Source organism: Shinella sp. WSJ-2 (assembly GCF_003432075.1).
In the GTDB taxonomy this organism is placed as follows: domain Bacteria; phylum Pseudomonadota; class Alphaproteobacteria; order Rhizobiales; family Rhizobiaceae; genus Shinella.
This window is the reverse complement of sequence record NZ_QWBU01000005.1, coordinates 39,569-66,565: the sequence shown is the minus strand read 5'-3', so window position 1 is coordinate 66,565 and position 26,997 is coordinate 39,569. Positions and strand designations below refer to the sequence as shown.

The 26,997-nt window shown below is 62.8% G+C and carries 23 protein-coding genes and 1 tRNA gene; 13 read left to right on the top strand and 11 right to left on the bottom strand.

Translation table 11 applies throughout. From position 1 onward, the window contains the following. Window positions 1–11: 11 nt before the first annotated feature. On the bottom strand, window positions 12–1,154 hold the full coding sequence (locus D0Y60_RS13485) for a hypothetical protein (protein WP_117370481.1): 1,143 nt from the start codon (window positions 1,152–1,154) through the stop codon (window positions 12–14). Window positions 1,155–1,323: 169 nt separating this feature from the next. Beyond that, window positions 1,324–1,848 carry an EipA family protein gene (locus D0Y60_RS13480; RefSeq protein WP_245409176.1) on the bottom strand — a complete coding sequence of 175 codons (525 nt, stop codon included), beginning with the start codon at window positions 1,846–1,848 and terminating at the stop codon, window positions 1,324–1,326. Between the two features lie 273 nt (window positions 1,849–2,121). Between D0Y60_RS13480 and D0Y60_RS13475 the strand changes: the two genes are divergently transcribed. Together D0Y60_RS13475 and D0Y60_RS13470 are read left to right on the top strand one after the other, a co-directional pair. Continuing rightward, complete coding sequence (locus tag D0Y60_RS13475; RefSeq protein WP_117370479.1) at window positions 2,122–2,775, top strand: histidine phosphotransferase family protein; 654 nt, start codon at window positions 2,122–2,124, stop codon at window positions 2,773–2,775. 114 nt (window positions 2,776–2,889) lie between these two features. Further along, the gene (locus tag D0Y60_RS13470; RefSeq protein WP_117370478.1) at window positions 2,890–3,252 is read left to right on the top strand and encodes a response regulator; all 363 of its coding nucleotides are present in this window, start codon (window positions 2,890–2,892) and stop codon (window positions 3,250–3,252) included. 138 nt (window positions 3,253–3,390) lie between these two features. On the opposite strand, the gene ctrA is transcribed toward D0Y60_RS13470, so the two are convergent. Further along, window positions 3,391–4,089, bottom strand: a complete 699-nt coding sequence (ctrA, locus tag D0Y60_RS13465) for a cell cycle two-component system response regulator CtrA (RefSeq protein ID WP_117370477.1) — start codon at window positions 4,087–4,089, stop codon at window positions 3,391–3,393. Between the two features lie 529 nt (window positions 4,090–4,618). Here ctrA and D0Y60_RS13460 point away from each other — a divergent pair. After that, window positions 4,619–4,969 (top strand): flagellar export protein FliJ, encoded by a 351-nt coding sequence (locus D0Y60_RS13460; protein WP_117370476.1) that lies wholly within the window; start codon window positions 4,619–4,621, stop codon window positions 4,967–4,969. A gap of 127 nt (window positions 4,970–5,096) precedes the next feature. On the opposite strand, the gene D0Y60_RS13455 is transcribed toward D0Y60_RS13460, so the two are convergent. Further along, window positions 5,097–5,378 (bottom strand): GNAT family N-acetyltransferase, encoded by a 282-nt coding sequence (locus D0Y60_RS13455; RefSeq protein WP_117370475.1) that lies wholly within the window; start codon window positions 5,376–5,378, stop codon window positions 5,097–5,099. A gap of 141 nt (window positions 5,379–5,519) precedes the next feature. Here D0Y60_RS13455 and D0Y60_RS13450 point away from each other — a divergent pair, with 141 nt between their 5' ends. After that, entirely contained in the window at window positions 5,520–5,972 is a 453-nt protein-coding gene (locus D0Y60_RS13450) for a paraquat-inducible protein A (RefSeq protein WP_117370474.1), read from the top strand. 67 nt (window positions 5,973–6,039) lie between these two features. Here D0Y60_RS13450 and D0Y60_RS13445 read toward each other — a convergent pair whose 3' ends face one another. Next, on the bottom strand, window positions 6,040–6,315 hold the full coding sequence (locus D0Y60_RS13445; RefSeq protein ID WP_007769470.1) for a DUF1153 domain-containing protein: 276 nt from the start codon (window positions 6,313–6,315) through the stop codon (window positions 6,040–6,042). Between the two features lie 438 nt (window positions 6,316–6,753). Between D0Y60_RS13445 and D0Y60_RS13440 the strand changes: the two genes are divergently transcribed. From D0Y60_RS13440 to D0Y60_RS13430, 3 genes are all read left to right on the top strand, one after another. Further along, window positions 6,754–7,503 carry a LuxR family transcriptional regulator gene (locus D0Y60_RS13440; RefSeq protein ID WP_117370473.1) on the top strand — a complete coding sequence of 250 codons (750 nt, stop codon included), beginning with the start codon at window positions 6,754–6,756 and terminating at the stop codon, window positions 7,501–7,503. A gap of 219 nt (window positions 7,504–7,722) precedes the next feature. Next, window positions 7,723–8,919: a tRNA 2-thiouridine(34) synthase MnmA gene (gene mnmA / locus D0Y60_RS13435; RefSeq protein ID WP_117370472.1), complete on the top strand. Its 1,197-nt coding sequence runs from the start codon at window positions 7,723–7,725 to the stop codon at window positions 8,917–8,919. 133 nt (window positions 8,920–9,052) lie between these two features. After that, a tRNA-Met gene (locus D0Y60_RS13430) sits at window positions 9,053–9,129 on the top strand. A gap of 289 nt (window positions 9,130–9,418) precedes the next feature. On the opposite strand, the gene D0Y60_RS13425 is transcribed toward D0Y60_RS13430, so the two are convergent. Both D0Y60_RS13425 and lhgO read right to left on the bottom strand, forming a co-directional pair. After that, window positions 9,419–10,852 (bottom strand): recombinase family protein, encoded by a 1,434-nt coding sequence (locus D0Y60_RS13425; RefSeq protein ID WP_199564184.1) that lies wholly within the window; start codon window positions 10,850–10,852, stop codon window positions 9,419–9,421. Beyond that, complete coding sequence (gene lhgO, locus D0Y60_RS13420; RefSeq protein ID WP_199564195.1) at window positions 10,753–12,099, bottom strand: L-2-hydroxyglutarate oxidase; 1,347 nt, start codon at window positions 12,097–12,099, stop codon at window positions 10,753–10,755. The genes D0Y60_RS13425 and lhgO overlap by 100 nt, the downstream gene beginning before the upstream one ends. Before the next feature lie 286 nt (window positions 12,100–12,385). Here lhgO and D0Y60_RS13415 point away from each other — a divergent pair, with 286 nt between their 5' ends. From D0Y60_RS13415 to D0Y60_RS13400, 4 genes are all read left to right on the top strand, one after another. Then, window positions 12,386–13,462 (top strand): MraY family glycosyltransferase, encoded by a 1,077-nt coding sequence (locus D0Y60_RS13415; protein WP_117370470.1) that lies wholly within the window; start codon window positions 12,386–12,388, stop codon window positions 13,460–13,462. An 11-nt stretch (window positions 13,463–13,473) separates the two neighbouring features. Next, window positions 13,474–14,307: a glycosyltransferase family 2 protein gene (locus D0Y60_RS13410; RefSeq protein WP_117370469.1), complete on the top strand. Its 834-nt coding sequence runs from the start codon at window positions 13,474–13,476 to the stop codon at window positions 14,305–14,307. Window positions 14,308–14,487: 180 nt separating this feature from the next. Next, window positions 14,488–15,699: a hypothetical protein gene (locus D0Y60_RS13405; protein ID WP_117370734.1), complete on the top strand. Its 1,212-nt coding sequence runs from the start codon at window positions 14,488–14,490 to the stop codon at window positions 15,697–15,699. Then, complete coding sequence (locus tag D0Y60_RS13400) at window positions 15,696–16,283, top strand: putative colanic acid biosynthesis acetyltransferase (protein ID WP_117370468.1); 588 nt, start codon at window positions 15,696–15,698, stop codon at window positions 16,281–16,283. Before D0Y60_RS13405 ends, D0Y60_RS13400 begins: the two co-directional genes overlap by 4 nt. A gap of 5 nt (window positions 16,284–16,288) precedes the next feature. Here D0Y60_RS13400 and D0Y60_RS13395 read toward each other — a convergent pair whose 3' ends face one another. The 3 genes from D0Y60_RS13395 to D0Y60_RS13385 are packed head-to-tail and all read right to left on the bottom strand — an operon-like array spanning window position 16,289 to window position 19,982. Beyond that, on the bottom strand, window positions 16,289–17,494 hold the full coding sequence (locus D0Y60_RS13395; protein ID WP_117370467.1) for a glycosyltransferase: 1,206 nt from the start codon (window positions 17,492–17,494) through the stop codon (window positions 16,289–16,291). After that, a complete protein-coding gene (locus D0Y60_RS13390) occupies window positions 17,491–18,723 on the bottom strand; it encodes a glycosyltransferase family 4 protein (RefSeq protein WP_117370466.1) in 1,233 nt (410 codons plus the stop codon). Before D0Y60_RS13390 ends, D0Y60_RS13395 begins: the two co-directional genes overlap by 4 nt. Then, window positions 18,720–19,982, bottom strand: a complete 1,263-nt coding sequence (locus tag D0Y60_RS13385) for a glycosyltransferase family 4 protein (protein WP_117370733.1) — start codon at window positions 19,980–19,982, stop codon at window positions 18,720–18,722. The genes D0Y60_RS13390 and D0Y60_RS13385 overlap by 4 nt, the downstream gene beginning before the upstream one ends. 294 nt (window positions 19,983–20,276) lie before the next feature. Here D0Y60_RS13385 and gmd point away from each other — a divergent pair, with 294 nt between their 5' ends. Both gmd and D0Y60_RS13375 read left to right on the top strand, forming a co-directional pair. Next, the gene (gmd, locus tag D0Y60_RS13380; RefSeq protein ID WP_117370465.1) at window positions 20,277–21,347 is read left to right on the top strand and encodes a GDP-mannose 4,6-dehydratase; all 1,071 of its coding nucleotides are present in this window, start codon (window positions 20,277–20,279) and stop codon (window positions 21,345–21,347) included. After that, window positions 21,331–22,320 (top strand): GDP-L-fucose synthase, encoded by a 990-nt coding sequence (locus tag D0Y60_RS13375; RefSeq protein WP_117370464.1) that lies wholly within the window; start codon window positions 21,331–21,333, stop codon window positions 22,318–22,320. The genes gmd and D0Y60_RS13375 overlap by 17 nt, the downstream gene beginning before the upstream one ends. On the opposite strand, the gene D0Y60_RS13370 is transcribed toward D0Y60_RS13375, so the two are convergent. After that, complete coding sequence (locus D0Y60_RS13370; protein ID WP_117370463.1) at window positions 22,311–26,630, bottom strand: chemotaxis protein CheB; 4,320 nt, start codon at window positions 26,628–26,630, stop codon at window positions 22,311–22,313. The two genes, D0Y60_RS13375 and D0Y60_RS13370, sit on opposite strands and share 10 nt — an antisense overlap. Between the last annotated feature and the right edge of the window lie 367 nt (window positions 26,631–26,997).

Below are 26,997 nucleotides of genomic sequence, written 5' to 3'. Positions count from 1 at the left end.
TCTCCCCGCGGTCAGGCCTCGTCGCGTCCAATCTGCTGACGCACCCGCCGGGCAAGGCTGCGGTCGTCGTCTAGGCTCGGGTCGAGTGCCGCGATGAGGTCGTGCACCGGCGAGTTTGCGCCTTCGCGCGCGGCGGTAAGCACAATCATCTTGCTGGCGAGATCGGCCATCTCTTCGCGCAGGGCCGTGTCATTGTCGCCAACCTTGGCGGCGAGAAGCCGCTCGGAAAGGGCTGTGCCCTGGCTGCGCACGTCCTCTTCCAGCGCGACGATGTCGATGGGCGGCACGGCTTTTTCGGTGCGGCGCGGGGTAACCCGGCCCGGTGTCAGGGCGCTGGTGATACCGGCGGCGCGGGCCGCTTTGGTGGCCTCCTTGTTTTCGGCGGTCAACGCCTTCACCTTGTCGCGCAGGCGGGTGATTTCCGCGATCCGCCGTTCGATCGCATTGTCCTTGTCGGCGGCGCCGGCAAGTTCGCGCGTCAGCCGGGCCTCCAGCTGGCGCACGCGGGCCTCTTCGCGGCCGAGGCGCAGTTCCAGTGACTTTGCCTTCTCGCTGGCGGCCTTCAGGTCCTCGCGCGCCTTTTCGCGTTCGTCTTTCAGGTTGCCGATGCGGCTCTTCAGGTTCTCCATCGTCGTCTCCTGCGTCGCGGTGTCGATCTTCATCGCGTCGATATCGGACTGGAGATGGGTAATAGTGACGTTGAGCTTGTCGATCTCGGCGAGGCGGGCGCGCAGCTCGCGGTCGGCACTGGCGAGAGCCGTCTTCAGCTGCTCACCCTTCATTTCTTCGCGGCGAACGGCCGAGCGCATGTCGCCGGCCTCGATGTTCATGTCGGCGATCTGCGCATGCAGTTCGGCATTTTCCGTCCCGATGGCGGCGGCCTGGGCAAGAAGCTTTTCGTTGCGTACCATTTCCAGCGTCAGCTTCTCGCGCTCGCGGCGCACGCTCTGGGAAAGCCGCGCGTTTTCGGCGGCAAAGGCGGCGCGGGCCATGTCCTTCTGCGCACGCACTTCCTGTGGGCTGAGCGGCATGGTGGCTTTCATGCGGGCTTCGGTGAACTTGACGATACGTCTCTGGATCGCCGGAGCGATGAGCAGTCCGGTCAGCGTGGCGGCGAGGAAGCCAAGCGCAAAGAGGAGGGCATACTCGATCACGGATCAACTCGCTTCAAAACGGGTCCCAGTCCAAAGAGGCGGGTCCAAACGGGATGTCGGGCAGGGCAGTATAGCCGCTTGCCCGGATTTGCGGGAGGGGTCGCTGCCGCGAAATCAACTCTCGGTTAACCAGACGGCCGAGCCGCCCGGTTCATTCGGAAGCGGGCTTTCAGAAGGGGTTCCAGGTCGGCTGGCGGGTGAGCTTGAGATAGCCCGCATTGATGCCGAGACGGGCGCCGACGCCGGTGCGGATCGGCACGAGAACGATATCGCGGTTGACGTTCACCTGCATGCCGAGGCCGGCGATGACATAGGCCGAGCCCGAGACGCCGCCGAAGCGGTCGTAGAGCGCATTCACGTCGGGCAGGTTATACACGAGCATCATTGTGCGGCTGCCCTGGCCGCCCCAGTCGAGGCCGAGCGACGGGCCCTGCCAGAACACGGAGTGCTGCCCGGCATTCTTGGTGTTGAGCGTGCCTTCGCCATAGGTGAGGCCGGCGACGAAGGCGCCGGAGCCTTCCTGGCCGAGAATGTAGCCGTTCGGCAGGCCGTAGGATTCGAACGCGCGCTCGACGAGCTTGGCCAGTCCGCCCGAGGTCTCGCCGAAGAAGCCGTGGCCGGCATCGACGATTTCCTGCATCGAATACTGGCTGGACTGCTGGGCCTGTGCAGGCACGGCAAGGAGCAACGCCATGAAAGCCGCGATTGCGAACCTGAATCTCGTCGTGACCAGATTTGTAACAGCCATGTCCCGTTTGCCTTCCTTGATGTCTCGGCCCCGTTCCATGCTGCAATTTGATCTTATGGTCTTAACAATCGGTTTACCAAATGTGGTGTCATTATGGCTGTCTTCAAAACGAGCACGCCTCGCGCAATCATGGCGTGCTATGCGTCGCGCGGAATGGTCCCGCGTGCGCCTTCACACGGCGGCCCGCGATGAAAGAATGCGTGGATCCAGGAGAAATTTATGGCGAAAAATCCGAACCTCACGCTGACAGGTCCCGATCTGGCAGCGCTTCTGTGCAGCCGCGTCTGCCATGATGTCATCTCACCGGTCGGTGCGATCAACAACGGTCTCGAACTGCTTGACGAGGGCGGTGCCGATGCCGAGGCGATGGACCTCATCCGCACCAGCGCGCTGAACGCCTCCGTCCGTCTCAAATTCGCACGCCTTGCCTTCGGTGCCTCCGGCTCTGTCGGTGCGTCGATCGATACGGGCGAGGCCGAAAAGGCCGCACGCGATTTCGCCGCCGCCGAAAAGAAGACCGAGATCACTTGGAACGGCCCGCGCGCCATCATCCCCAAGAACCGGGTGAAGCTGCTGCTCAACCTCTTCCTCGTCGCCTACGGCGCCATTCCGCGCGGGGGTTCGGTCGATGTAACTCTGGAAAATCCTGAATTCGACGCGGTTTTCAAGCTGGCGGTGAAAGGCCGTATGCTGCGCGTACCGCCGAAGTTCACGGAAATTCTCACCGGAACGCCGGAAGAATCGGTCGATGCCCACTCTATCCAGCCCTATTACACGGTGCTTCTGGCCGACGAGGCCGGTATGGAACTCGATGTGGCGACCAGCCCGGAAGAAATCGTCTTCAGCGCCCGGATGATCCCGGCTGCCGAATGATGCAAAAGCGGCCTGGCGTTAACCATGGCCGCTAACGCTTTGTTTGCCAGTGGACGGTAGTATCGCTTCCTGTACTGTTCCCGCTTAACGAGCGGGAGACCTTAGGAGCAGCTAATGCAGCGGTTGATGATCGCCGACGGTTCCGATGTCGTCCGCAAGGTCGGCAAACGTATTCTTACCGGGTTCAATTTCCTCGTGCTGGAAGCCTCGAGTTCGCTCGAAGCGCTGGTACGCTGCGAGGCGGAGCTTCCCAACATCCTGATCGTCGATGCCACGATGGACGGTGCGCTCGAACTGATCGGCAATGTCCGCAACCTGCTGCAGGGCAAGTCGGTGCGCATCTATTATTGCGTCGTCGAGGCGGACCTGAAGAAGATGATGATGGGCAAGCGCGCCGGCGCGGACGATTTTCTTCTGAAGCCGTTCGACCGCAAGATCCTGACTCAGGTCTTCAGCAACCTCTCGATCGCTGCCTAAGCATACAATCCGATACCGTTTTCGAACGCGGCCGCTCGAAGGAGCCGGCCGCGTTTTGCTTTTCCGGCACGCGTCCATCGGGACAAAGAAAAACCCGCCGACAAGCGGCGGGTTGAATCGTGGGCGGAGGAGGGCGGATTACGCGCTTTCTGCGTAGTCGCCATCGGGCTCGCGCAGCACATAGCCGCGGCCCCAGACCGTCTCGATGTAGTTGGCGCCACCGGCGGCGTTTGCAAGCTTCTTGCGCAGCTTGCAGATGAAGACGTCGATGATTTTCAGTTCCGGTTCGTCCATACCGCCATAGAGGTGGTTGAGGAACATTTCCTTGGTGAGTGTCGTGCCCTTGCGCAGCGAGAGCAGCTCGAGCATCTGGTATTCCTTGCCCGTCAGGTGCACGCGCTGGCCGCCAACTTCGACGGTCTTGGCGTCGAGGTTGACGATCAGTTCGCCCGTTGCGATGACCGACTGGGCATGACCCTTGGAGCGGCGCACGATGGCGTGGATGCGGGCGACGAGCTCATCCTTGTGGAATGGCTTCGTCATGTAGTCGTCAGCACCGAAGCCGAGGCCGCGCACCTTGTCTTCGATACCGGCCATGCCCGACAGAATCAGGATCGGCGTCTTGACCTTAGATAGGCGCAGCGTGCGCAAAACTTCATAACCCGACATGTCGGGCAGATTGAGATCGAGCAGGATGATGTCGTAATCATACAACTTGCCCAGATCGACACCTTCCTCGCCGAGGTCGGTGGTATACACATTAAAGCTTTCGGACTTCAGCATCAGTTCGATGCTCTGCGCTGTCGCGCTGTCGTCCTCAATGAGTAGAACCCGCATATCTGTCCCCTTTTCCGCCGCTCAAGGTACCTGGCCCCCTACGCGATACGGATCCAGTCGTTGCCTGATTTGGAGGCTGCCACGAATTGGTTAACAAATCCTGATTCACTTTGGCAAGGTGTATCGATCTGTTAATTATTTTAGGCAGACTCCTGATTTCTAATGTGAATCGGAAATGTGTTTCTTAAATTTTCTCGTTAAGAAACAACGCTAACCGACTCTTTAGACTCATCAATGCGGGCCACCATGTTTTTTGCGAACCGCATTTACCGAGCCTTAAATCATCGAACCTATGATTAACGATGCCCGTAAACGAAAGGTTACCAGCGGTAGGGATTCATTAATTCTCGCTAGGTTTTTTTTAACGCTCGGCGTGTTTTGTCGAGCTTCGGGTGGAAGGATCGGTTCCGATAGACGGTGAAAGCCGCATTTTGGCACTGATTTGGAATGCCGGGTTAAGCGTTCGCCATCGTGTTCGGCGGCCGCCAGCCTTTATGCCGGGGTCTCGCTATCCACGGGAGTATTGCGTATGAAGTCGCGTGAGAGCCTAGTTCGCCTGAAAGAATTTCAGGTGAAAGACAAAAGACGGCAGCTGTCTCAGTTGCAGCTCATGATGTCCGAATTCGAACGGATGTCGAAGGAGCTGGAAAGTCAGATCGCTATCGAAGAGAAGAAATCCGGGATTACCGATCCCAATCACTTCGCTTACCCCACCTTCGCCAAGGCGGCGCGGCAGCGCTCTGACAACCTGCAGGTCTCGATCCGGGAACTGAAGGTGCAGCAGGATGCTGCGGAACTGGCGCTGGAAGAGGCCGAGGCGGAGTTCGCCAAGGCTTCGGCGCTGGAAGAGCGCGACAACGCGGTCCGGCTTCGCGCCTGATCCCGTTTCGGTTCTGAAGAACCCTCGCGAGCGGCCGCAAGACCGCTCACGAGGGCTCTTCGCGTTTTTTCACGGCAATTCCGGCAAAGCGCCGAGCGGTTTTGCGCACACGGCTGCCGTGCGAAGATCAGAGATTGACGACGTCCGCCCAGTCCTTGTGGCGCAGCGCCTGTGCCTTGAAGAACGGGCAGAGCGGCATGATCTTCCAGCCGCCCTTGCGTGCCTCCTCCACCGCATGGGCCGCCAGCGCCTGGCCGACGCCTTTGCCGCGCAGCGCATCCGGCACGCCTGTATGGTCGACGATCACGAGTTGCGGCGAGGCGCGGGAATAAGTCACTTCGGCCTCATGGCCTTCGACGGTAACGGAATAGCGGCCCTTCGAGCCGTTGTCTTCATGCCGGATATCCATGGTCTGCTCCTCGCTGATGATGTGTCGGCGTCATCCTTTCCGGTTTGACCAGATCCGGCAAGTCATGAGGATGTGAACAGTCCGTGCTGCATCGGAACGAAACGGATGCTATGCAAAGCGAACTCAAACGCGAAGCCTTGCATGATCCTCGTCGTACCCGCCCTTCTGGTTCTTTCCAGCCTTTGCCTTGCCTTCGGGCTGGTTTTGCCGCTCGTTCGCTTCGAGAAGCTCTATTTCTTCACCGAGACGCCGTCGCTGATCGATATCGTCGTTTCGCTCTGGGGGCAGGGAAGCGGCGGGCTGGCTGTGCTCGTTGCGCTGTTTTCCGTCGTCTTTCCCGTCATCAAGCTTTTCGGCATGGCGCTGGAGGCGACAGTCCCCGCGCAGGTGGGCGGCAGAAAGGCGAATTGGCTGGCCCGGCTGCTGCCGGTGCTCGGGAAATGGTCGATGATGGATGTGATGCTGGTGGCACTGGTTATCGTGGCCGCCAAGACAAGCGGCATGGCCTCCGCCTTCACGCAGCCGGGTCTCTGGTTCTATGCGGCGTCGGCGATCATTACGGGCGTTTTGCAGATGAAGCTCAGGCCGAATTAAGTCACAGGGCGCAATAAAACAGCGGCCGCGTTAAACGCGACCGCTGCGGTCTTGATCCAGAATGGGTCTAGTGGCGATACTGCTGGATACGCGTGGTGCGCAGTCCGGCAAGGCCGTGATCGTTGATGGAGGACTGCCAGGACAGGAATTCTTCGACCGTTAGCGTATAGCGTTCACAAGCTTCTTCGAGGCTCAAAAGCCCGCCACGCACGGCGGCGACGACTTCTGCCTTCCGGCGAATCACCCAGCGCCGCGTATTGGCTGGCGGCAAATCGGCGATCGTCAGTGGGCTGCCATCGGGGCCGATGACGTATTTAACGCGGGGTCGTATCAGTTCGGTCATTGGACTCTCTACATAAACTCAAGACCATATGACGGAACTCTAGCCCGCCACATTTAAGATTTGCCTAAGCGCACACTAACAATTTTCTAATCTTTTGAGCGGCTTCACACTTGGCGTTGGCTTGGGGAAGCACTGGTTTCCGCTACGTTGGGCAAAAGGCTCGTTCCCGGCTGCCGCATGGGAGGCATGCAAATATTTCATTTCCATTTTATTCGAATACTGCTAATACGCCCCCAAATTTAAGGGGGCGGCATCGGGTCGATGCCACCGGAGCTCCCTGGAAGCATCCACATGAATTCCTTCCGCGCGCTGTTTCCATTGGGAATACGGCGGCCGTGGCGTTTTTTGACGTCGCCTGCCTGAGGGATGCTCCAAGATTTTTCCGGATCGAGAATACACACGAGCCGGGCGCATCGCGCCGGCGGTTGGAAACGGAAAATGAGAGATCCAGACAACATGCTCCTGCAGCAGGGCTGGTCGCCCGAATTCTTGTCCACGGCGAATTTGGAGACGGTGCAGACCGAATATGAAGTGCTGCACCTGATGCGCCAATGCGCAAATCACTTCCGCTTCAGTCATTTTCTTGTAGCGCGCTTTCCGGCCAATGAGCAGCAGCGGTTTGCCGAGCGCCTGCTCGTCAGCAACTGGCCGGCAGATCTCGTGCGCAAATATGACGCGATGGCGTTGTTTCACATCAGCCGGCTCGCCATCGAGGCCGGCGCGACCAAGCTGCCCATCCAGGGCGACAGCACGCTCCTTGCGCCGTCCGATTGGGAAAACACCCAGGCCGGAAGCGCAATCGCATTGGCTGAAGGCCACGGCCTGACCTCATCCATCGCCTTCCTTCTGCATTCCACGACCGGCGATCCCTATCTAATGGTGTTTTCCGGCACGCGCGCGCCGCTTGCCCGCGCTGAGCTGACGGAACTGCATTTCTCTGCCCTGCAACTGTTCGAATGCCTCGAAAAGACCTTCGTCTCGGTCACGGCCGGTCGGGAAAAACTGTCCAGCCGCGAGGTCGAATGCCTGCGCTGGGCGGCGGCCGGCAAGAGCAGCGACGAGATCGCCATCATTCTCGGCATCTCGGTCTATACGGTGAGCAGCTATTTCAAGAGCGCGACCCGCAAGCTGCAGGCGGTCAACCGCATGCAGGCGATCGCGATTGCACTGCGCCTTCGCCTCATCTGATTTCCCCTTACACTGTGATCGGTCTTTCTGCAGGCCGTAAGGACGGTTCCATGCGGCCGGGAAGACGAGGTTTCCGGCCTTCTCTTGCTCTCGGTGCGGCAAGTTTCTATATGTCGCCCGAAGGACGCTCCGACGTTGCGGAGCGCAACAACGGCCGGTTTCGGCCTCAAGCCAAGGTGTGTCGTGGCAAAGAGGCCACATCACCGGAACGGACCTCGCGTGAACAGTCTCGATTTCGATCGCAAGCCGGAAGATACCCGTGTCGTCGTCGCAATGTCGGGCGGCGTCGACAGTTCCGTCGTGGCCGGTATCCTGAAGCGCCAGGGCTATGACGTTCTCGGCATTACCCTCCAGCTCTACGATCATGGTGCCGCCGTGCACCGCGCAGGCTCCTGCTGTGCGGGCCAGGACATCGATGATGCGCGCCGCGTCTGCGAAACGCTCGGCATTCCTCACTATGTGCTCGATTATGAAAAGCGTTTCCGCGAAACGGTGATCAATCCCTTCGCCGAAAGTTATATTGCCGGCGAAACACCGATCCCCTGTGTGGCCTGCAACCAGACCGTCAAGTTCGCCGACCTGTTGGCCACCGCCAAGGAGCTTGGCGCCGACGCGCTCGCCACCGGCCACTATATCCGCTCGCGCCCGAACCCGCAGCCCGACGCCCCCGCGCGCCGCGCGCTCTATCGCCCGGTCGATGCCGAGCGCGACCAGAGCTACTTCCTCTTCGCCACGACGCAGGAGCAGATCGACTATCTGCGTTTTCCGCTTGGCCACCTTTCCAAGGCCGAGACGCGCGCGCTCGCCGAGGAGATGGGCCTCGTTGTCGCCAAGAAGGCCGACAGCCAGGACATCTGTTTCGTGCCGCAGGGCAAATACACCGACATCGTCAACAAGCTGAAGCCGAATGCGGCCTTGGCCGGCGAGATCGTGCATATCGACGGCCGCGTGCTCGGCGGCCATGACGGCATCCTGCACTATACGATCGGCCAGCGTCGCGGCATCGGCATCGCGACCGGCGAGCCGCTCTATGTCGTCTATCTCGACGCCCGTTCGCGACGCGTCATCGTCGGTCCCAAGGAGGCGCTGGAAACGCGCCGGCTCTATCTGCGCGACATAAACTGGCTTGGCGATGGCGATCTCGCGTCCGTGGCTGCCGGCGGCTTCGACTGCTATGCCAAGGTCCGCTCGACCCGCCCGCCGCGTCCCGCGCGCCTCGCTGCCAACGAGCACGGCATCTATGTCGAGCTTTCCGAAGGCGAAGCTGGCGTCGCGCCAGGCCAGGCCTGCGCGCTCTATTCCGGCGAAGGCGAGGACGCTCGCATCTATGGAGGCGGCTTCATCCAGCGTTCGGAACGGGAGGCGGCCGCCGAAGACGCATTGAAGCGCATCCTCGCCACCCCGGCCGCCGCCTGAAAAGCCGGGTCTCCTCAGGCCTTTGCGGACAAAGCGATTTTTCCTGCAAAGGTCGCTTGACACCCGCAGGAGCCGCCCCTTATAAGCCGCGCACCGGACGGAAAATGGACCACGGCCCAATCGTCCTTCGGTCGGCGGAGTAGCTCAGTAGGTTAGAGCAGAGGAATCATAATCCTTGTGTCGGGGGTTCGAATCCCTCCTCCGCTACCAAAAATCTCACGCAAAATAGCGCTCTCCCTGAATAACATAAGTTATCTATATTTTTCAGTGAGTTGTTGCGGTCGAACCTTGTTGAGGCGCTTAATTCCCATCCTGATACGGCTCGGCTTCCTGCTAAATCGCTGTGCCGTCTCAGTTGGGCAGTTCGCGCAGCCAAAAGTTTCAGAGATTTGGCTGGCGGTTTCTTGAGAACAGTTCGCTTGCTTGGCACTCACACCACGGGGGCCTGATCAACGCTGGTCGCCCGAGGTAGCCAGAACGACGTCGGCTCGTCTTCCTGTTAGGTCGACAAGCCAATTTGTTTCGCCGGGTTATGTCCGTTTTTAGTCATCAGCAGCGCGTGCTGGTCTTTCCACCCAATCGGCAAATCGAGCATGCGGGTGAGCTTGGCGATGCTGAGGTCGACCGGCTGCTGCCCGGTGAGAATCGCTTCAGTGATCTTTGGCGATAGAAACGCCATGGGTAGGATGCGACTGATGTCGGGGCCGTGTGCGTTGAAGCGTGCCGCGATGTCGGCATGGCTGGCATTGGCGCCATCGGTGAGGGCCTCAAGATAGAGATGGGCTCTGGCAATCATGCCGATCAACATCGGGTCTTTCCTCGCTGGGAGCGTTGTCGCGCCCTGCAGCACGATCCGACTTTCGATCCCTTTTCGCTTCAACTGGACGGGGACGACGATTGTGAGGACGTCGTTCTCGTCGCCGTGCTTCACTGCTACTGACCGGTCACCAGCAAGTGTCGCGAATAAGGTGCGGGGCGATATTTCAAACGTGATCGTGTCTGGTTTGAGAATGATCCTATGGAACACGCCGCGCAGGATTTCCTGCTTCGTTACGTGATCGTCAAGACGCTGGTATCGCCTGTTGAGTGCCACTGCGGCTGCCGCGACATCCTCAATAGGCTTTGCCTGATGAAGATCCTCGGACCACCGTGACAATTGCAGTTTGTCGTTTAGTAGATCGCGAAGCTGCTGTTCAACGATCGGCTCGATCATGCTTGATGATAGCCGCCACCGAATGCCCTTGGCCTCTGCATCGTCAGGGCGCGACGCGTAGTAACGATAACGACGGCTGTGATTCTGCGCGTGGGAAAGCAGCAGGCTTCGGCCCTTGTCATCGCAGAGGAGTCCACCAAGCAGATGGCGATCTCGGGTGTTCGTGGCGGACCGTCTGTTCGGTGCCAGGATCGCTAAAGCGGCTTGCACCTGGTTGAAGAGGCTGTCGTCAACAATCGGCTCGTGTTCGCCATCATAAACCGCATCCTTGTGGCGAATCTTGCCGACATAGATCGGATTGGTGAGCAGATGATGTAGCTTGCCGCGGCCAAAGGGTGTCTCCGTCACCTTCCTGGTTTCGCGGCGGTGAAGCCCGATGGAATGTGCTTCTTGCGATAGGGCGGTCAGGGAACGGAGATCGAGGTAACGGACAAAGAGCCATCGTACTGACCGCGCTTCCTGCTCGTCTATCACTAGCTCGCGCTCTACCGCCCGGTACCCAAGGGGCACATTCCCACCCATCCACATTCCCTTCTTCTTGGAAGCTGCCACCTTGTCGCGAATGCGCTCGGCGGTGACCTCGCGTTCGAACTGAGCGAAGGACAGAAGTACATTGAGGGTCAGGCGGCCCATGGACGTGGTCGTATTAAACTGCTGCGTGATGGAGACGAAGGAAACGTCATGCCGATCAAAAATTTCGACAATGCGGGAAAAGTCCATGAGCGAGCGGGTGAGGCGGTCGATCTTATAAACGACAATGATGTCGATCTTCCGGCTCCGCTGGTTTCGAATAGGCGGGTCACGATCATGTCCGCAATCGGGATCGCCGAGGTCGCTGCGGGCGAAGGCGCGTTGCAGACATGGAGCATGCGGTCGGTTTGGGCGAAGAGGAAATCGTGGATGAGGGTGCCGTCGCGATGGACGGCCTGGGCGCGGATGCCGGCCTGGTGCGGCAGCAGGTCGGAAAGGGTGAGGCTTGGGCAGTATTTCCGGCATTCCTCTAGGTAGCCGCGTTTCCAGAGCGAGTTTCTGAGCTCGGTCATGGCGGATTTGCGGTGGGCGAGGACGGTTTTCCAGAAGCCGGGAAACCGGGCATAGTCGGCCATGTCGGACAGATTGACGGAGAGGCGGGGATAGCCCTCGCGGGCAAAGCCGATCACGGCGTTCGGGCCGACCGTCACGCTGCCGTCGATCATGCGCGTCAGGTGGACGCCGAGGAAGGGCAGGTCGGGGTCGGGGATCGGGTAGATGAGGTGGCGCACGATCTGGTTCTTGTCCGCCGGCAGGCGGTAATATTCGCCGCGGAAGGGGACGATGCGGTGCTCGATCGCAAGGGCGGCGAGGAGCGCCAGCCGGTCCGATTGCAGCCCGGCGCAGGCCACCAGCTTTTTCGCCCGCCAGCTCTCGCCGTCCGACGCGATGTCGACGGCCTCGACCGTTTCGCGAAGGCCGGTGACGCGCGTCGACAGGCGGATCTCGCCGCCGAGCGCCGCGATGCGCCGCCCCATGGCCCGGCAGATTTCGGCATAGCTGACGATGCCGGTGGACGGGACGAAGAGCGCGCCGAGGCCGCGGATGTTCGGCTCCCGTTCCTTCAGGTCTCCCTCGCTGAGGCGATGGATCTCGATCGTGTTCTGCTTCGAGCGTTCGTAGAGGGCATCCATGCGCTGCATCTCGAGATCGGACGTGGCAACGAGCAGCTTACCGCAGACCTCGAAGCGGATGTTATTTTCCGCGCAGAACGCCTTGGTGGCCTCTGCGCCCTCGCGGCATAGCTCCGCCTTCAGGCTGCCGGGTGGATAATAGATGCCGGCATGGATGACGCCGCTGTTGTGGCCGGTCTGGTGCCGGCCGAGCGCGTCTTCCTTTTCGAGGAGGAGGAGGCTGCTGCCGGGATAGGTTTCGAGCAGCCGCATGGCCGTTGCCAGGCCCACGATACCGCCGCCGATGACGCAATGGTCGTAAATCATGCCGAACTCTGGTTGCCGCGATTGGGTGCTGTGCGCGAGGAAGGCGACGGTAACCTTTTCGTGTGCCGAAAGCCACGTTGCCACCTTCGGCCAAAGGGAGGAGAGGGAGGTGGAAAGGGGGTAGACGAGGGTGGGCAGTCCGATGAAATTCGCCTTTCGCGCCGGTCGCTTCGGCCTTTTGCCCAAATGGTCGGAGCGGCGAATCAAACGCTATGCTTGCATCGTCGCCCATGCGACCTGACCGCTGACGGTAAGGGCATCGGCGCGATTGCAGGGGCGTCAGATGATCTTCTTGCTGCTCGAAAGTTCGGCGTCTCTCGCGCTGAGCGCCTTTTTCGTCGTCCTGTTGCGCTGGCTGTCGGTGCCGCTTCATCTCCTCGATCTGCCGGACCACCGGAAGATCCATGAAGGCGCCGTTCCGCTGTGCGGCGGGATTGCGATCTTCCTGGCCTTTTCAGGCATGAGCCTGCTCACCGCGAACGCGATGGATGTCGGGCCGGGCTTCTGGTCGGCGACGCTGCTCGTCGTCACGCTCGGGGTCATCGACGATCGCTTTGCCCTGCCCGCACGCTTCCGTTTCGCCGCCCAGGTCCTGATCGCCGTGGCGCTGATCGCCGCGGAGGGCCTGGGGCCGATTTCGCTCGGCGATATGCTGCCGGTCGCGGGCATCGGCGGCCATGCCGTCCTCCTCGTCGTCTCCGTCGCCTTCGTCGTCGGGCTGATCAACGCCTGGAACATGGTGGACGGCGTCGACGGCCTTGCCGGAGGTAGTGCTGCGGCCACGCTCGTCTGGATCCTTCTGCTGGTGCTCCATGCGGGCGAGGACGGGCTCGTCTTTCCGGTTGCCGCACTGCTGGCGGCGGTCGGCGGCTTCCTCCTCTTCAACCTGCGCAGTCCCTGGCGCGCCCGTGCCTCCGTCTATCTCGGCGATGCCGGCAGCACGGCGCTGGGCGCGATCATCGCCTATCTGATCCTACGCCTGTCGGATGGCGCGGAGAGCCTGCCTTTCCCGTCCCTGCTGTGGCTGGTGATCCTTCCGGTAATCGATACGTTGAGCCTCATGGTGCGCCGCCTGCTCGATCATCGCAGCCCCATGTCGGCGGACCGCCGGCACCTGCACCATCTGCTGATCGATTCCGGCCTCTCGCCGGCGGCCACCTGCTACGTCATCGTCCTCATTTCCTTTCTGTGCGGCGGCATCGGCTATCTCGGGCTGCTGTTCGACGTGCCGACGCCGGTGATGGTGGTCGGCCTGGTGCTCGTCGCCGCTGCCCACAGCGCTTTTGTGCTTGCCGTCGAAAGCGCCACGCACCGGCGGGGCCATCGGGCTGCACGTCCGTCCATCAAGTTGCAGGTGTAGGGAGGACCGCAATGTCGATTTCCGTACTGATCATGACGTTGAACGAGGAGAGGAACCTTCCCGCCTGCCTTGCCTCGCTGGACTGGTGCGATGATATCGTAGTGCTCGATTCCTATTCCACCGACGCGACGTTGGAGATTGCAAGGGCTGCCGGCGCGCGGGTCTACCAGCGGGTGCACGACACGGAATCGCACCAGCGCACCTACGGGCTGAAGGAGATCGAATACAAATACGCCTGGGTCTACACACCCGATGCCGACGAGATTACCCCGCCCGACCTGCGCGACGAGATGCTGGCGATCGCCCGCGATCACACGCGGCCCGAAAGTGCCTTCCGCATTCGCTACAAGAACATGTTCATGGGCCGCTGGATCAAGCACTCGAGCCTCTACCCGACCTGGATCACGCGGCTGGTGCGGCCCGATCGCGTGCGCTACGAGCGCGATGCCCATTCGCGCTGCCTGACCGAGGGCCCGGAAGGGCGGCTCGAGGCGCATTTCATCCATTACAGCTTCAACAAGGGCATGAACGCCTGGTACGAGAAGCACAACCGCTACTCCTCGTCGGAGGCGCGCGAGACGGTGATCAGCCTGCGCGACAAGCGCGTGCCGTGGCGCGACGTCCTGAGCGGCGTGCCGGAGGTGCGCCGACGGGCGCTGAAGGAACTGTCCATGCGCCTGCCGTTCCGGCCGGCCGCGCGCTTCCTCTACATGTACGTGCTGCGCGGCGGGTTTCTCGACGGGAAGGAAGGCTACCACTACTGCCGGCTGCTCGCGGCCTACGAATACATGATCGTCATCAAGACCGAGGAACTGCGGCGGCGGGAAGAAGGCTTGCCGGTCTGATCGTTCGTCGCGGACGGCGCTGCCTTCCCGCGACCGCCGTCGGGACTGGGGAGACACGAGGCTTCCCCTTCCGGCGGTTGATGTTTCGCGATCCCGCGCTTTCGGGAAGGAGGCCCGCCCGTGAACCTGCTGTTGACCTGTCTCCTCTGCCTGACGGTCGCGCTGCTGCTTCTGTGGGGCATGATGGCGCCGGGGCGGATCTACCAGCTGCCCTTCCTTGTCGGCGTCATGGCCGTGAGCTTTCTCCTGCCGCAAATTCCCGGATTGATGGACGACCGATTCCTGCCGCGCGGCGCCTACGAGCGGATGGCGGCGTTCACGATCCTGTGCCTTGCTGCGGCCTGGCTCGGCTGGTCTTCCACGCAAAAGCCGGTCGCCTTCCTGCGCCGCAATTTCGGCGAGCGGCGTCTGCTGATCGTCTCCGCCGTGCTCTCGGTCATCGGCGCCTATTTCTACTTCAAGCTGAGCCGCCTGCCGGGTGACATGGTCGTCGGCGTGCAGATGAGCGGTGTGCCGGTGATATACCTCTTCGTCGCACGGCTCATGACCTATGGGCTTGCGCTCGGCGTTCTTTGCCTTGCGAGGCGGACGTCGCTCTTCGCATTCTCCATCGTCGCCTTCGATCTCGTCTTCTATCTCGACCGCATCGTCGTCACCGGCAAGCGGGCGGAAGCCATCGAGCTTGTCGCCATCTTCGCCGTCGCCTTCTGGTTCCATAGGGGATGGCTGGCGCCCCGGACGATCGCGCTCGCCGGCGTGCTGCTCGGCACGTTCCTCATGAACAGCATGGGCGACTACCGGGCGATCACGCGGGCGAATTCCGGCCCGATCTGGCAGGATATCGGCCAGATCGACGTCTCCGCGAATTTCCGGGCGACGTTGCAGGAGGGCGGGCTGGAGGTGCGCAATGCGATCCTGCGCATCGACCATGCCGCGACCTCGCTGGAATTCGACTACGGCAAGTTCCACTGGAATCGGCTGGTGTTCAACTATGTGCCCTCCCAACTCGTCGGCGAGGCGGCAAAGCGCTCCCTGATGCTGAAGACGCCGCCCATGGCGCGCGATTACAACGCGCTCACCGGGACGACGGAGACCGGCATGGCCGATGCGTTCCAGTCCTTCTGGTATTTCGGCGCGGCGAAGTTCTTCCTGATCGCCTATCTGCTGGCAAGGCTCTGGGCGAGCGCCAAGGAGGGGCAAGCGGCGGGCCAGCTCGTCTACATGCTGTCCGTTGTGCCGGCGATGCATGTCGTCTCGCATCAGACCGACTGGGTGATCATGGCCTGGGTGCATATGGTGCTGTTCCTCGTGCCGTCGCTGGCGCTGGCGGTCGTCCCCGTCAGGCGCCCCCATGCCGATCCGCTTGCGCCAGGGAGGCTCGTCCATTCATGAAATCGCGCTATGACGATCCCGCTTTCAATGCTACCGGCCTTGCGACGCCGCTTCTTGGCGGTCCGACCTTCGCGCTGCGGTTCCGGCTGATGCGGCTTGCCTGGCTCGTTACCTGGCGGTGCCTTGCGGCCTGGACGCCGTCGCCGTTCCATCCCTGGCGCAACCTCCTGCTGCGCCTGTTCGGTGCGAAACTCGATCCGACCGCCATCGTGCATGGCAGCACGGTCATCTGGTGGCCGGGCAATCTCGTGATGGGGCGCAACGCCTCGATGGGGCCGGGCGTGATCTGCTACAATGTGGCACCGGTGACGCTCGAAGCTCTGGCCATCGTCTCGCAGCGCGCGCATCTGTGCACCGGCACGCATGATATCCAGCAGGCATCCTTCCCGCTGGTGGCGCGGCCGATCGTGCTGCGCCGCAAGGCCTGGGTCGCGGCGGAAGCCTTCGTCGGGCCGGGAACGGAGGTGGGCGAAGGCGCGGTGCTCGGCGCGCGCGGCGTGGCGGTCAAGGCACTGGAGCCCTGGACGGTCTATGCCGGCAATCCGGCGCGTGCCGTTGCCAGTCGTCGATCGAGCGACACCTGACGGGTTCAGGAGCAGCTATCGTTGGCGGCGGTCAGGCCGATGCTCGCGGCTGCCGGCCGATAGGCCTCGTAGAGGCCGAGCGTCCGATGGGCGATGCGCGGCCAGGTGTAGTTCTCGAACACCAGCCGGCGGCCGTTATATCCCATGGCCGTGGCTGCGAGAGGATGCAGAAGCACGTCGATCATGGCCTTGGCGATGTCCATCGGATCGAGGCTCACGACCGCGCCCGCGCCGGCGGTTGCGACTTCCGGAAAATGGCAGGCATCGCTGATGACGACGGGCGTGCCGCAGGCAAGCGCCTCGGTGATGGCGATGCTGAATCCTTCCTGCCGGCTGGGCAGGCAGAAGCAGGCGGCGGATACGAAGGCCTGCAGCTTGGTCTCGCCATAGATCGGCCCGACCATGAAGACCCGCCTTTCGAGGCCGAAGCGGCGCACGAGATCGCGGAAATCGTCCTCCGCGCCGCCATCCGGCCCCGCGACGACGAGATCGACGTCGGGGCATTGCCGTGCCACCAGCTGGAAGGCGTTCGCCAGAAGATCGAGCCCCTTCTTGTAGTGCAGCCGCGAGAGGAAGAGCACGAAGCGCCGCTCCACCGGCAGGCCGATCAGCGCGGGAAAATCCGCGGTGGACGGAAGGCGTTCGAATTCCTCGACGAAGATGCCGTTGGGGATGATCTCGGCCGGCGCCTTCAGGTGAAGCGGGCGCATCAGCTTCACCTCGTCGTGGTTGAGCGCGTGGAGGAAGGCCGCGCCGTCGAGCATCCGGCGGCAGCCCATGGCCAGCGCGAGGCGCTTTCTCCAGGGCTTTTGCGCAAGGCTCCAGGTGTCGAGCATGCCGGCGGGGCAGACGCAATAAGGCACGCCGTTGCGCGCGGCGATGGCCGCCGCACAGGCAAGGATCGGTTCCCACACGCCGTGCAGATGCACATGCTGGGTATCGGCGAGAATCTGTGTCAGGAACGGGCGTGCCTTGAGGCACAGGATGGCCTCCACCACGCCCGGCGGCGGCAGGATGTGCCAGACGACCTGCGCAAAACCGGGGATCGCCGCGCCGAGCCGGGCGACGCGGGCAAGTGTACGGTCGTCGGCCTGGCTCACCACGCGGACATCGTGGCCAAGGTTCGCCTGCGCGGCGGCGAGCCGCATGACCACGGCCTGTGGCCCGCCGCTGTCCGGATCGATCGAGGTGATGACGTGGACGATCTTCATGGGGGGGATCCACGCAGCCCCGAGAGAACGCCGAGCAGGCGGGCGCCATATTTGTCGACGGTGTATTCCCTCGCCCGCAGCCGGGCATTCGCCGCCATGGTCGCCCGCAGATATTCGTTCTCCGCAAGGTAGCGCACCGCATCGACGATCGCCTGCGGATCGCGCTCCGGCACGATCAGGCCCTCCACGCCGTCGCGCACGACGCTTCCCGTGCTGTAGGTGGTGATGGCCGGAAGCCCCGAGGCCAGCGCCTCGTAAACGACGGTCGCCGATCCCTCGCAGAGCGACGGCAGCAAAAAAACGTCCGCCCAGCGGTATTCCTCGGCAATGGCCGCGCGTGGCACGATGCCCCGAAGCTCGATCGAGCGGCTCAGCCGACGATGGACCGACGGGGGAAGCCGGTCGGGACCGGCCATGCGCATGCGCACGGCGGTGCCGAGGCGTTCGGCGGCTTGCAGCACATAGGGCGATCCCTTGCGCAGGCCGATCTCGCCGATCGTCAGGACGCGCAGCGGCCCCGGTGCGCGAGTCGTCGCGCTGGACCGGTCCTTCACATCGACGCCGTAGGGAACGACGACGCAACGCTCCGCCGGCCCGCCTTCCGCGATGACATGGTCGCGCACGAACTCGGACGGGCAGACGATGCGGTCGGCCAATGCCCATTCGGCGCGCTCGCGGTCTGCGAAGGTCTCGGCATGCGGGTTGGGCAACGGCGGGCCGGCCCAATCGGGAAAGCGCCGCATCTCCTCGGCGAGAATTGCCTCCACGACGGTGCGCGGCGCGATCATCTGCTCGACGGCGACCCACAGGCCTTGCCGCTTTGCCGCCCGCATCTGCTCCAGCGCATCGCCGCTATAGGCGTAGAGGCCGGCGGCATCGTGGAAGCCATGGGCGGCGACGAGCATCGAGAACCGGCTGCCGGCCCAGACGGCGTGCGACGTCTCTTCCGCGGCATCCTCGATGCGCAGGCGCCGGATGGCGGAACGCACGCCGAAAAGCGGAAAATCCGTGATCAGTTCCGGCGGCACGCCGCTCGGAACCCGCCCGACCAACCGCTGCACCGGACGCGGCAGCAGGTTGGGCGGCAGCTTGCGCAGCAGCGCAGGCCAGCTCTTCGTGCCGCAGATATCGGTGAAGAAATGGCTGAGCCTTCCTTCCTTTGCGAGGATGCGCGCGACGGCGTAGTGCATGCGGGCGCCGAGTTGGCTGACGACGATAGTCCCAGTCATGACGGTCGCTGCTCCAGCATGACGGCCCCTGCGGGCGCGCGGCCGCGTTCGGCAAGCTCGGCGAGAAGGGTGCTCCAGGTGGCGAGCGCGCGGTCATAGGCATAGTCGGCTTCGAGCACCGCCCTTGCGGCCACCCCCATCGCCGCGACCCGTTCGGGGGCGGCGGCGAGATCCGATATCGTGCGGGCAAGCGTCTCCGCGTCGCCGATCTCTATGGTCACGCCGCATTGCTCGGCGGCAACGACCGCCGCGACGCTGCCTTTGGGATCGCCGATGAAAAGCGTGGGCTTGCCGGCGGCGAGGATGCCGTAGAACTTGCTCGGAATGATGCAATGTTCGAGACAGGGCAGCAGGGAGACGACGTGCAGGTCCGGCACACCGAGGCTTTCAGCAAGGTTCCTTGCCGGTTGCAGCGGCTTGAAGGCGACATTGGCAAGGCCGCGCTCCCGCACCGCGCTTTTGACGGACTGAAGCTTGTAGCCGCCTCCGACCATGAGGAAGCGGATATCCGGGTGGTCCTTCAAGAGGGTCGCCGCCTCGATCAGCGTGGCGAATTCGTGGGCGCGGCCGAAATTGCCGGAATAGCCGACGACGAACTTGCCCACATAGCCCCAGGCGGCGCGCAGAGGGTTTTCGTCCTTCGGGACGGGGCGGATTTCGGCGGCGTCGGACCAGTGATGCAGCACGCGGACGCACGCCGCCGGAACGCCCCGCGCCGTCAGATACTCCGCCATCCGCTCCGTCGGGCAGACGGTCAGCCGCGACCGGGCGATCGACCGGTCGCGCAACCACGCGGCAAGCCGCCCGAGAAATGGCGCCTTGCCGAGGAACCCGAGTTCGACCGCGGTCTCGGGAAACAGGTCCATGATCCAGTTGATCATCCGCCCGCCGCGCAGCCGGATCGGCAGTGCGCAGGCAAGCGAGATCAGCGGCGGATCGGTACACACTACGACGACATCGCCGCGCCGGATGTTCCGGGAGAGCCAGCCAAAGGCCGCGAGATGGAAGGACAGGTAATCGGCGGCGCGGCCGGGCAGGGTGCCCCGGCCGAAACGCGAGGTGGAAAGCCGCACGACCTCCACGCCGGAACAGGTTTCGCGGCCGGCGAGTATGGAGTCGTTGCCGTCGTGGAGGGTGCGGCTGGCGAGGACCGTGACCGCCCCTCCCTGCCGGACGAGGCCGAAAGCCAGCGCCGACACCATGCGGCTCGTCGCCGACTGGTCGGGATGGAAATACCGGTTGACGAAGATCGTCCTCATGGAGCCGCCCCGCATCGTTGGTCTTCAACGTGCGATCCTGCCAGCCGGCGGGCGGGCGGCAAGCTCTCCAAAGGCGCTAGGAGGAATGCCGCCTCACCACCCTACCTACGCCTTCCGCCCGAACGGCATGGACCTTCGGCGTAGGGGACGACGGCGTCGCCCGGCCGGCCGGCGGCGGATCGTCTCCTGTCCCCCGAACGGCCACCTTGCCGGTCCACCCGTCCCATCGCTAACTCTCGGGCCGACGGGGTACGAAGCGTCGTGCCCGGCGTCTCCTCGTGCGAAAGCGGACCCATGTCTGAGAAAACTGCCTTGATCATCGGTGTGACGGGCCAGGACGGCTCCTACCTGACGGAGCTGCTGCTCGCCAAGGGATACCGGGTGCACGGCCTCAAGCGGCGCTCGTCATCCTTCAACACCGCCCGCGTCGACCACCTCTATGTCGATCCGCGTTCGCCGGACGTGCGGTTCCACATGCATTTCGGCGACCTGACGGATGGTACGAACCTCTGCCGGGTGATCCAGGAGGTCTGCCCGGACGAGATTTACAATCTCGGCGCCCAGAGCCATGTGCAGGTGAGCTTCGAAACGCCGGAATATACCGCCAACACCGACGCGCTCGGCACGTTGCGACTGCTGGAGGCTATGCGTCTCCTGAAGGTGGGCGATCGCTGCCGCTTCTACCAGGCATCGACCTCGGAGCTGTTCGGCGGCATCGGCGAGACGCCGCAGCGGGAGGGAACGCCCTTTCATCCGCGCAGCCCCTACGCCGCCGCCAAGCTCTACGCCTACTGGATGACGGTCAACTATCGCGAGGCCTACGGCTTCCACGCCTCCAACGGCATCCTCTTCAACCACGAAAGCCCGCGTCGCGGGGAAACCTTCGTCACGCGCAAGATTACGCGGGCGGTGGCGGCGATCGAATGGGGGCTTCAGGACAAGCTTTTCCTCGGCAATCTCGACGCCCGGCGCGATTGGGGCCATGCGCGCGACTATGTCGAGGGCATGTGGCGGATCCTTCAGCAGGAGGCGCCGGACGACTATGTGCTGGCCACGGGCGAGGCTCATACCGTCCGCGAATTCGTCGAGCGCGCCTTCGATGTCGTCGGCAAGTCCATCGAATGGGACGGTACAGGCGTGGACGAGATCGGCTACGAGCGCAAGAGCGGCCGCGCGCTGATCCAGATCGATCCGCGCTATTTCCGTCCGGCGGAAGTGGACATCCTGCTCGGCGACGCGCGCAAGGCACGAGACCGGCTCGGCTGGCGCCAGACCGTGTCCTTCGAGGACCTCGTCTCGGAAATGGTGGAATCGGACCTGCGCGTCATCACGAGGGAGGAAGGCCGCAATGATCTCCACGGCTGAAAAGGCCACGGTATCGTACGACCTGCGCGGCAAGCGCGTCTGGGTCGCCGGACATTCGGGCATGGTCGGTTCGGCGCTGCTGCGCCGGCTGAAACGGGAGCGTTGCGACATACAGGCGGTCTCGCACGGGGAGGTCGACCTGACGCGCCAGTTCGATACCGAGAACTGGATGCGCAAGGCGCGGCCGGAGGCGATCTTCATCGCCGCCGCGCGGGTCGGCGGCATCGGGGCGAATGCGCGCTATCCGGCGGAATTCCTGTCCGAGAACATGCTGATCCTCGTCAATGTCATCAAGACCGCGTCGGAACTCGGTGTCGAGAAGCTGATGTGCCTGGGGTCGAGCTGCATCTACCCCAAGCATACCGAGCAGCCCATCCATGAGGACGCCCTGCTGACGGGCAGCCTGGAGCCGACCAACGAAGCCTACGCGCTCGCCAAGATCGCCGGGATCAAGCTCGCCGCCGCCTATGCGGAGCAGCACGGGCGCCGTTTCATCTCCGTCATGCCGACGAACCTCTACGGCCAGAACGACAATTTCGACCTCGACCATTCCCATGTCATCCCGGCGCTGATCCGCAAGATGCACGATGCCAGGGTCACCCATCGCGACAGCGTCGTCGTCTGGGGAACGGGCACGCCGAAACGGGAATTCCTGCATGTCGACGACCTTGCCGACGCCTGCGTGTTCCTGATGAAGGAATATGAGAGCCCCAAACCGATCAATGTCGGCTCGGGAGAGGAGATCTCCATCGGCGAGCTCGCCTTCCTGATCGCCGATATCGTCGATTTTCGCGGCCATATCGTCTTCGACGCCTTCAAGCCGGACGGCACGCCCCGCAAGCTGCTGGACAGTTCCCGTCTGCGCGCGCTCGGATGGTCGCACGAGACCGAGCTTCGCACGGGAATCCGGGATCTGTATCACCGGTGGCGGGACAGCGACCGCAAGCCGACCGGGCAGCAGGATTATCCCTGAACGTCCGACGCATCGCTTTCCGCCAGCACCACCAGCCGCGCCAGCGCCGGCAGGGAGCCGACCTGCATCCGCCGCATGATCGCGGCCCGGTGCGCTTCTACCGTGCGTTGGCTGATATCAAAATCCTGCGCGATCACCTTGCTGGGCTGGCCGGCAAGCACCCGGTCGAGGATTTCCCGCTGGCGTCCCGTCAGGCGCGCCAGCCGGGCCTTTGCGTGCCGCTGCCTTATGTCCTGCAGGCCCGTATTGCGGCTGTTCGCCAGGGCCTTGGAAACGCACGCCAGCAAATCGGACGGCCCTATCGGTTTTTCGATGAAATCGGATGCTCCCGCCTTCATCGCCAGCACGGCCGTCGCGACATCGCCGGCGCCCGTGATCATGACGATGGGCAGCCTGACCCCGCGTCTGCGCAGGGTTAGCAGCACGTCCAGGCCGCTTATTCCCGGCAGCTTGACGTCCATGACGAGGCATCCGACCGACGCGTCGTCGAAGGCGGCGAGAAAGGTTTCCCCATCTGAAAACGCCTTCACGCGGCGTCCGTCGGCCTCGAAGGTTTCCTGCAAGGCTTCGCGGATCGAGCGGTCGTCGTCGATAACGAAGATCGCAGGCTCGGCGGATGGCGATGCCTGCGGCTCTTGCCGCGTGCCTTCGGGTTCTATCCCGCTGGCGTGCAGCAGGAGCTGGATTGCCCTCAAGATATCGGCGAGGCTCACGGGCTTGGGCATGTGCAGGCAATCCTCGGCCGAGAGGATGCGCAGCGTCTCCGCTGTGATGTCGCCCGTCAGGATGATCGCGGGGATGTTGCGGCCGAGGATCGCGCGAAGCTCCCTGGTAACATTGATGCCGTTGGTGTCATTTGGGAGATTGTAGTCGGCGAGGATGAGCGTGGGGATCACCCCGCCGCCGGACACCAGGTTGATAGCGGCCGTGCCATTGTCCGCGGCATAGACCAGATGCTGTTCGTCACGCAGCGCGATCTCGATCAGGTTGCGGATCTTCTGGTCGTCCTCCACGACGAGCACCGTGCCGCGCACCGGCGGCGCCTCCAGGTTTTTCTCGACCGGCGTCCGTTCCTGCTGCGGATCCTCCTTGCCGAGCGCGACATGGATCGAGAAGACCGAGCCCTTGCCAGGGATTGAGCGGACCTGGATCCGGTGGCCGAGCAATGCGCTGAGGCGTTTGACGATGGACAGGCCGAGGCCAAGGCCGAGTTCGGCCTCGGCTCCGTCATTGGCCGCCTGATGGTATTCGTCGAAGATAGCCTGGAGTTCGTGGGCCGCGATGCCGATGCCGCTGTCCCAGACTTCGATGGTCAGCGCATCCTTGTGGCGCCGGCACCCCAGCAGGATCTTGCCTTCCCGCGTGTATTTGAGCGCATTGGCCAGAAGGTTGCGGATCATCTGCTCCAGAAGGCGGGGGTCGGTGCGTACCAGCTGGCTCGATGGGACGAAGCGGAGGGAAATGCCTTTCTCCATGGTGCTGTAGCCGAACTCGTCGTTCAGGCGTTGCAGCACGTCGTTGACCTTGCACGTCACGATGCGCGGATAGACCGTTCCTGCCTCTATCTGGTTGATGTCGAGGAGGGCATTGAGCATTTCGGACATGGAGCCGAGCGTATCGCGGAAGCTCCTGACCAGTTTCTGGGGCTTCTCGCCGTCCACCGATTTCTCCAGCAGGCCCTGGAGCAGCACCAGCGATTGCAGGGGTTGGCGCAGATCGTGGCTTGCCGTGGCGAGGAAGCGGGATTTTGCCGCATTGGCGCGTTCAGCTGCCCGTTTCGCCCGGTCGAGCGCTTCATGGGCACGGTGCTGGGTGGACACGTCGGCAAAGGTGATGACCACGCCCTCCGTGCCGCCCTCCTGGGTTCGGTATGGCATGACGCGACGCATGTACCAGGTGCCGTTCCCGGTCCTGACCTCGCGCTCCTTTGGGGGGCTGCCTTTCAGGACGGCAGCGGCGTCGCCGAGGAGCGTCGGATCGGGCACACGCGCGTTGAGGTCCGCCAGCGGCCTGCCGATGTCGCCCATGATGACGTTGAAGATCGAGCGCGTCGCGGGCGTGAAATAGCGAATGTTCAATCCGGGATCGAGAAAGATCGTGGCAACATCTGTGCTGTACAGCACGTTCTCGAGATCGTTCGCCGTCGCGCGCTGGCGTTCCAGCGCCTCCTGAAGCTGGGCGTTGAGCGCGGTCAGCTCCTCGTTCAGCGATTGAAGCTCTTCCTTGGAGGTCAGCAGCTCCTCGTTGGCGGATTGATATTCCTCATTGAGCGATAGGGTCTCCGAATTGATCGCCTTCTGCTCTTCCGCTGCATTCTCCAGGTCCCGGATAGCGGCCTGGAGTTCGGTGCGGGTGGTTGCCAATTCCCGCTCCAGCGTGCCCGACCGGTCGTCGTGGCTGGGCTCCGGGAGATCACCCGCCTGGGAGGGCTGGGCGACGTCGAGGAAGCTGACGAGAAACAGCTCCTCGCCTTCGCTTATGACCGGCTGCACCGCGATCTCGTAGCGCGAAAGGGTATCGGCTGCGTCATGGTAGAGACCGATCGCCACGGTGCGGACCTTCTCCTGCTGGGCGCGGTGGAGCGCCGATCGGAGCTTGGTGTGCACGCTGCGCGGCGTCATCGTGAAGAGGTCCTGCGTCGGATAGCCGGGCGCGATGCGCAGGTAGCGCTGCACGGGGCCGAGCGAATAAAGATACTCGTATTTCCGGTTGATCAGCACGGTGGCCGGGGCGTAGCTGTCTAGGATCGTCCGGCGGGTGAGTTCGGCGAGCGCGGCCTGCCGTCCTGGGACTTGCCCCTGCTGCGCCGGCACCCGGACATTATCCGATGCGTTGACGGCAAAGCCGTAGCGGCCGCGCTGGCCCTTGCGGCGAAAGATTCGTGCGGACTTGTCGATCACGTCGAAGCGGTTGGTTGCCGCCCCCACCGTTTCCGTATTGCCCAGCAGCAGGATACCGTTGTCGTTGAGGGCGAAATGGAAAAGCCCGATGACCTTCGCCTGCGCCTCCGACCCCAGGTAGATCAGGAGGTTGCGGCACGAGATGAGATCGATATTGGAAAAGGGCGGATCGCTGAGCACGTTCTGGACCGCGAAGATGATCGACGACCGAAGCTCCGAGGCAATCCGGTAGCCGTGCTCTTCCTGGGAGAAGAAGCGTTGCAGTCGCTCGGGCGACACGTCCATCTTGATCGTCAGCGGATAGACGCCGTCGCGCGCAAACGCCACCGCTTCCTCATCCGCATCGGATGCGAAGATCTGCATCCGGATATCGCGCCTGGTTTGCGAAATACATTCCTGGACGAGCATGCCCAACGAATAGGCTTCCTCGCCGGTGCTGCATCCCGCGACCCACAAGCGCAGCGTCCGCCCGGGCGGATGGTTCGCGACGAGGTCCGGCACGATTTTCGTGCGCAACCGCTCGAAGACCTCGGGGTCGCGGAAGAAGTTCGTGACGTTGATCAGGATATCCGCCGCAAGCTGAGAGAGTTCCAGCGGATTTTCCTCGAGAAAGCTGAGATAGCGGGCCGTGTCGGAGGAGGCGATGCCGGCCATAGCCATGCGCCGTTCCAGCCGGCGATGGAGCGTTCCCTGCTTGTAGAGGGCGAAATCCTTGCCTGCCGATACGCGCAGTATAGTCAGGATCCTGTCCACGATCGCCTGTTTAGAGAGCGGGCCGGCGTCGGCGGTTGCGGACGGCGGCCTGTGCAGGGCCTGCGCGATGGCCGCGAGCGGCATGACATGTTCGGCCATTCCTGAATCGATCGCGCTCTTTGGCATCCCGTCATAGTCGGCTTCATCGGGATCCTGCACATAGACCTGGCCGCCCGCCTCGCGGATAAGCCGGATGCCGATGCTTCCATCGGTCCCGGTGCCGGACAGGACGACGGCGGTCGCGCGCGCGCCGTACTCCGCGGCGAGCGAGCTCAGGAGGAAATCATAGGGCATGCGCATGCCATGGCGGACGGGCGGCACGGTGAGGCGGATCGTGTCGTCCTGCACCGCGATGTAGCAGCCGGGCGGAATGATGAAGAGGTGATCCGGCTCCAGTCGTCGGCCGTCCTCGGCCTGCACGACCGTCATGGTCGTGTGGCTGGAGAGGAGTTCGGCCAGCAGGCTCTCATGAACAGGATCGAGATGCTGGACGAGGATGAAAATGTTGCCGCCGCCCGACGGCATGGCCTCGAGAAGGGCGCGGCAGGCATCAAGCCCGCCAGCCGACGCGCCGATCGCAATGACGCGACCGACAGCGCTGCCGGAGCTATTATCAAAACCCGACGAAGCGCGCGAAAAGGGATGGCTCGAAGTCATGGATGCAATCTCGGGGATTCTGCACACATTTTGAGCGGTCAATGTGCATGTGCGGGTTCTGGCACAGTATAGGCATCCCTGTCATGATTGCATACCCTCGGCTGTACGTATTTTCCGAGTCTGTTCGCGGCCAAATTTTTTGATATAGATTTACGATTGCAAAAAAGTATCGATAAAAAAATGGCTGTTGTTTTGGAAATTTCTACAAACAACACCACGATGTGAAGTATTTATGCGAAATTATTAGTTGTGACGGAAATAAATTTTCCTGTTGTTAACCGTTAATTCTAGGGGCTCCTGCTGTGGTCGAGGTCAGAGGAATAAACGGGTTGAGCCGCGGGAGGGTCTTGAACGGGATCGCGCGGCT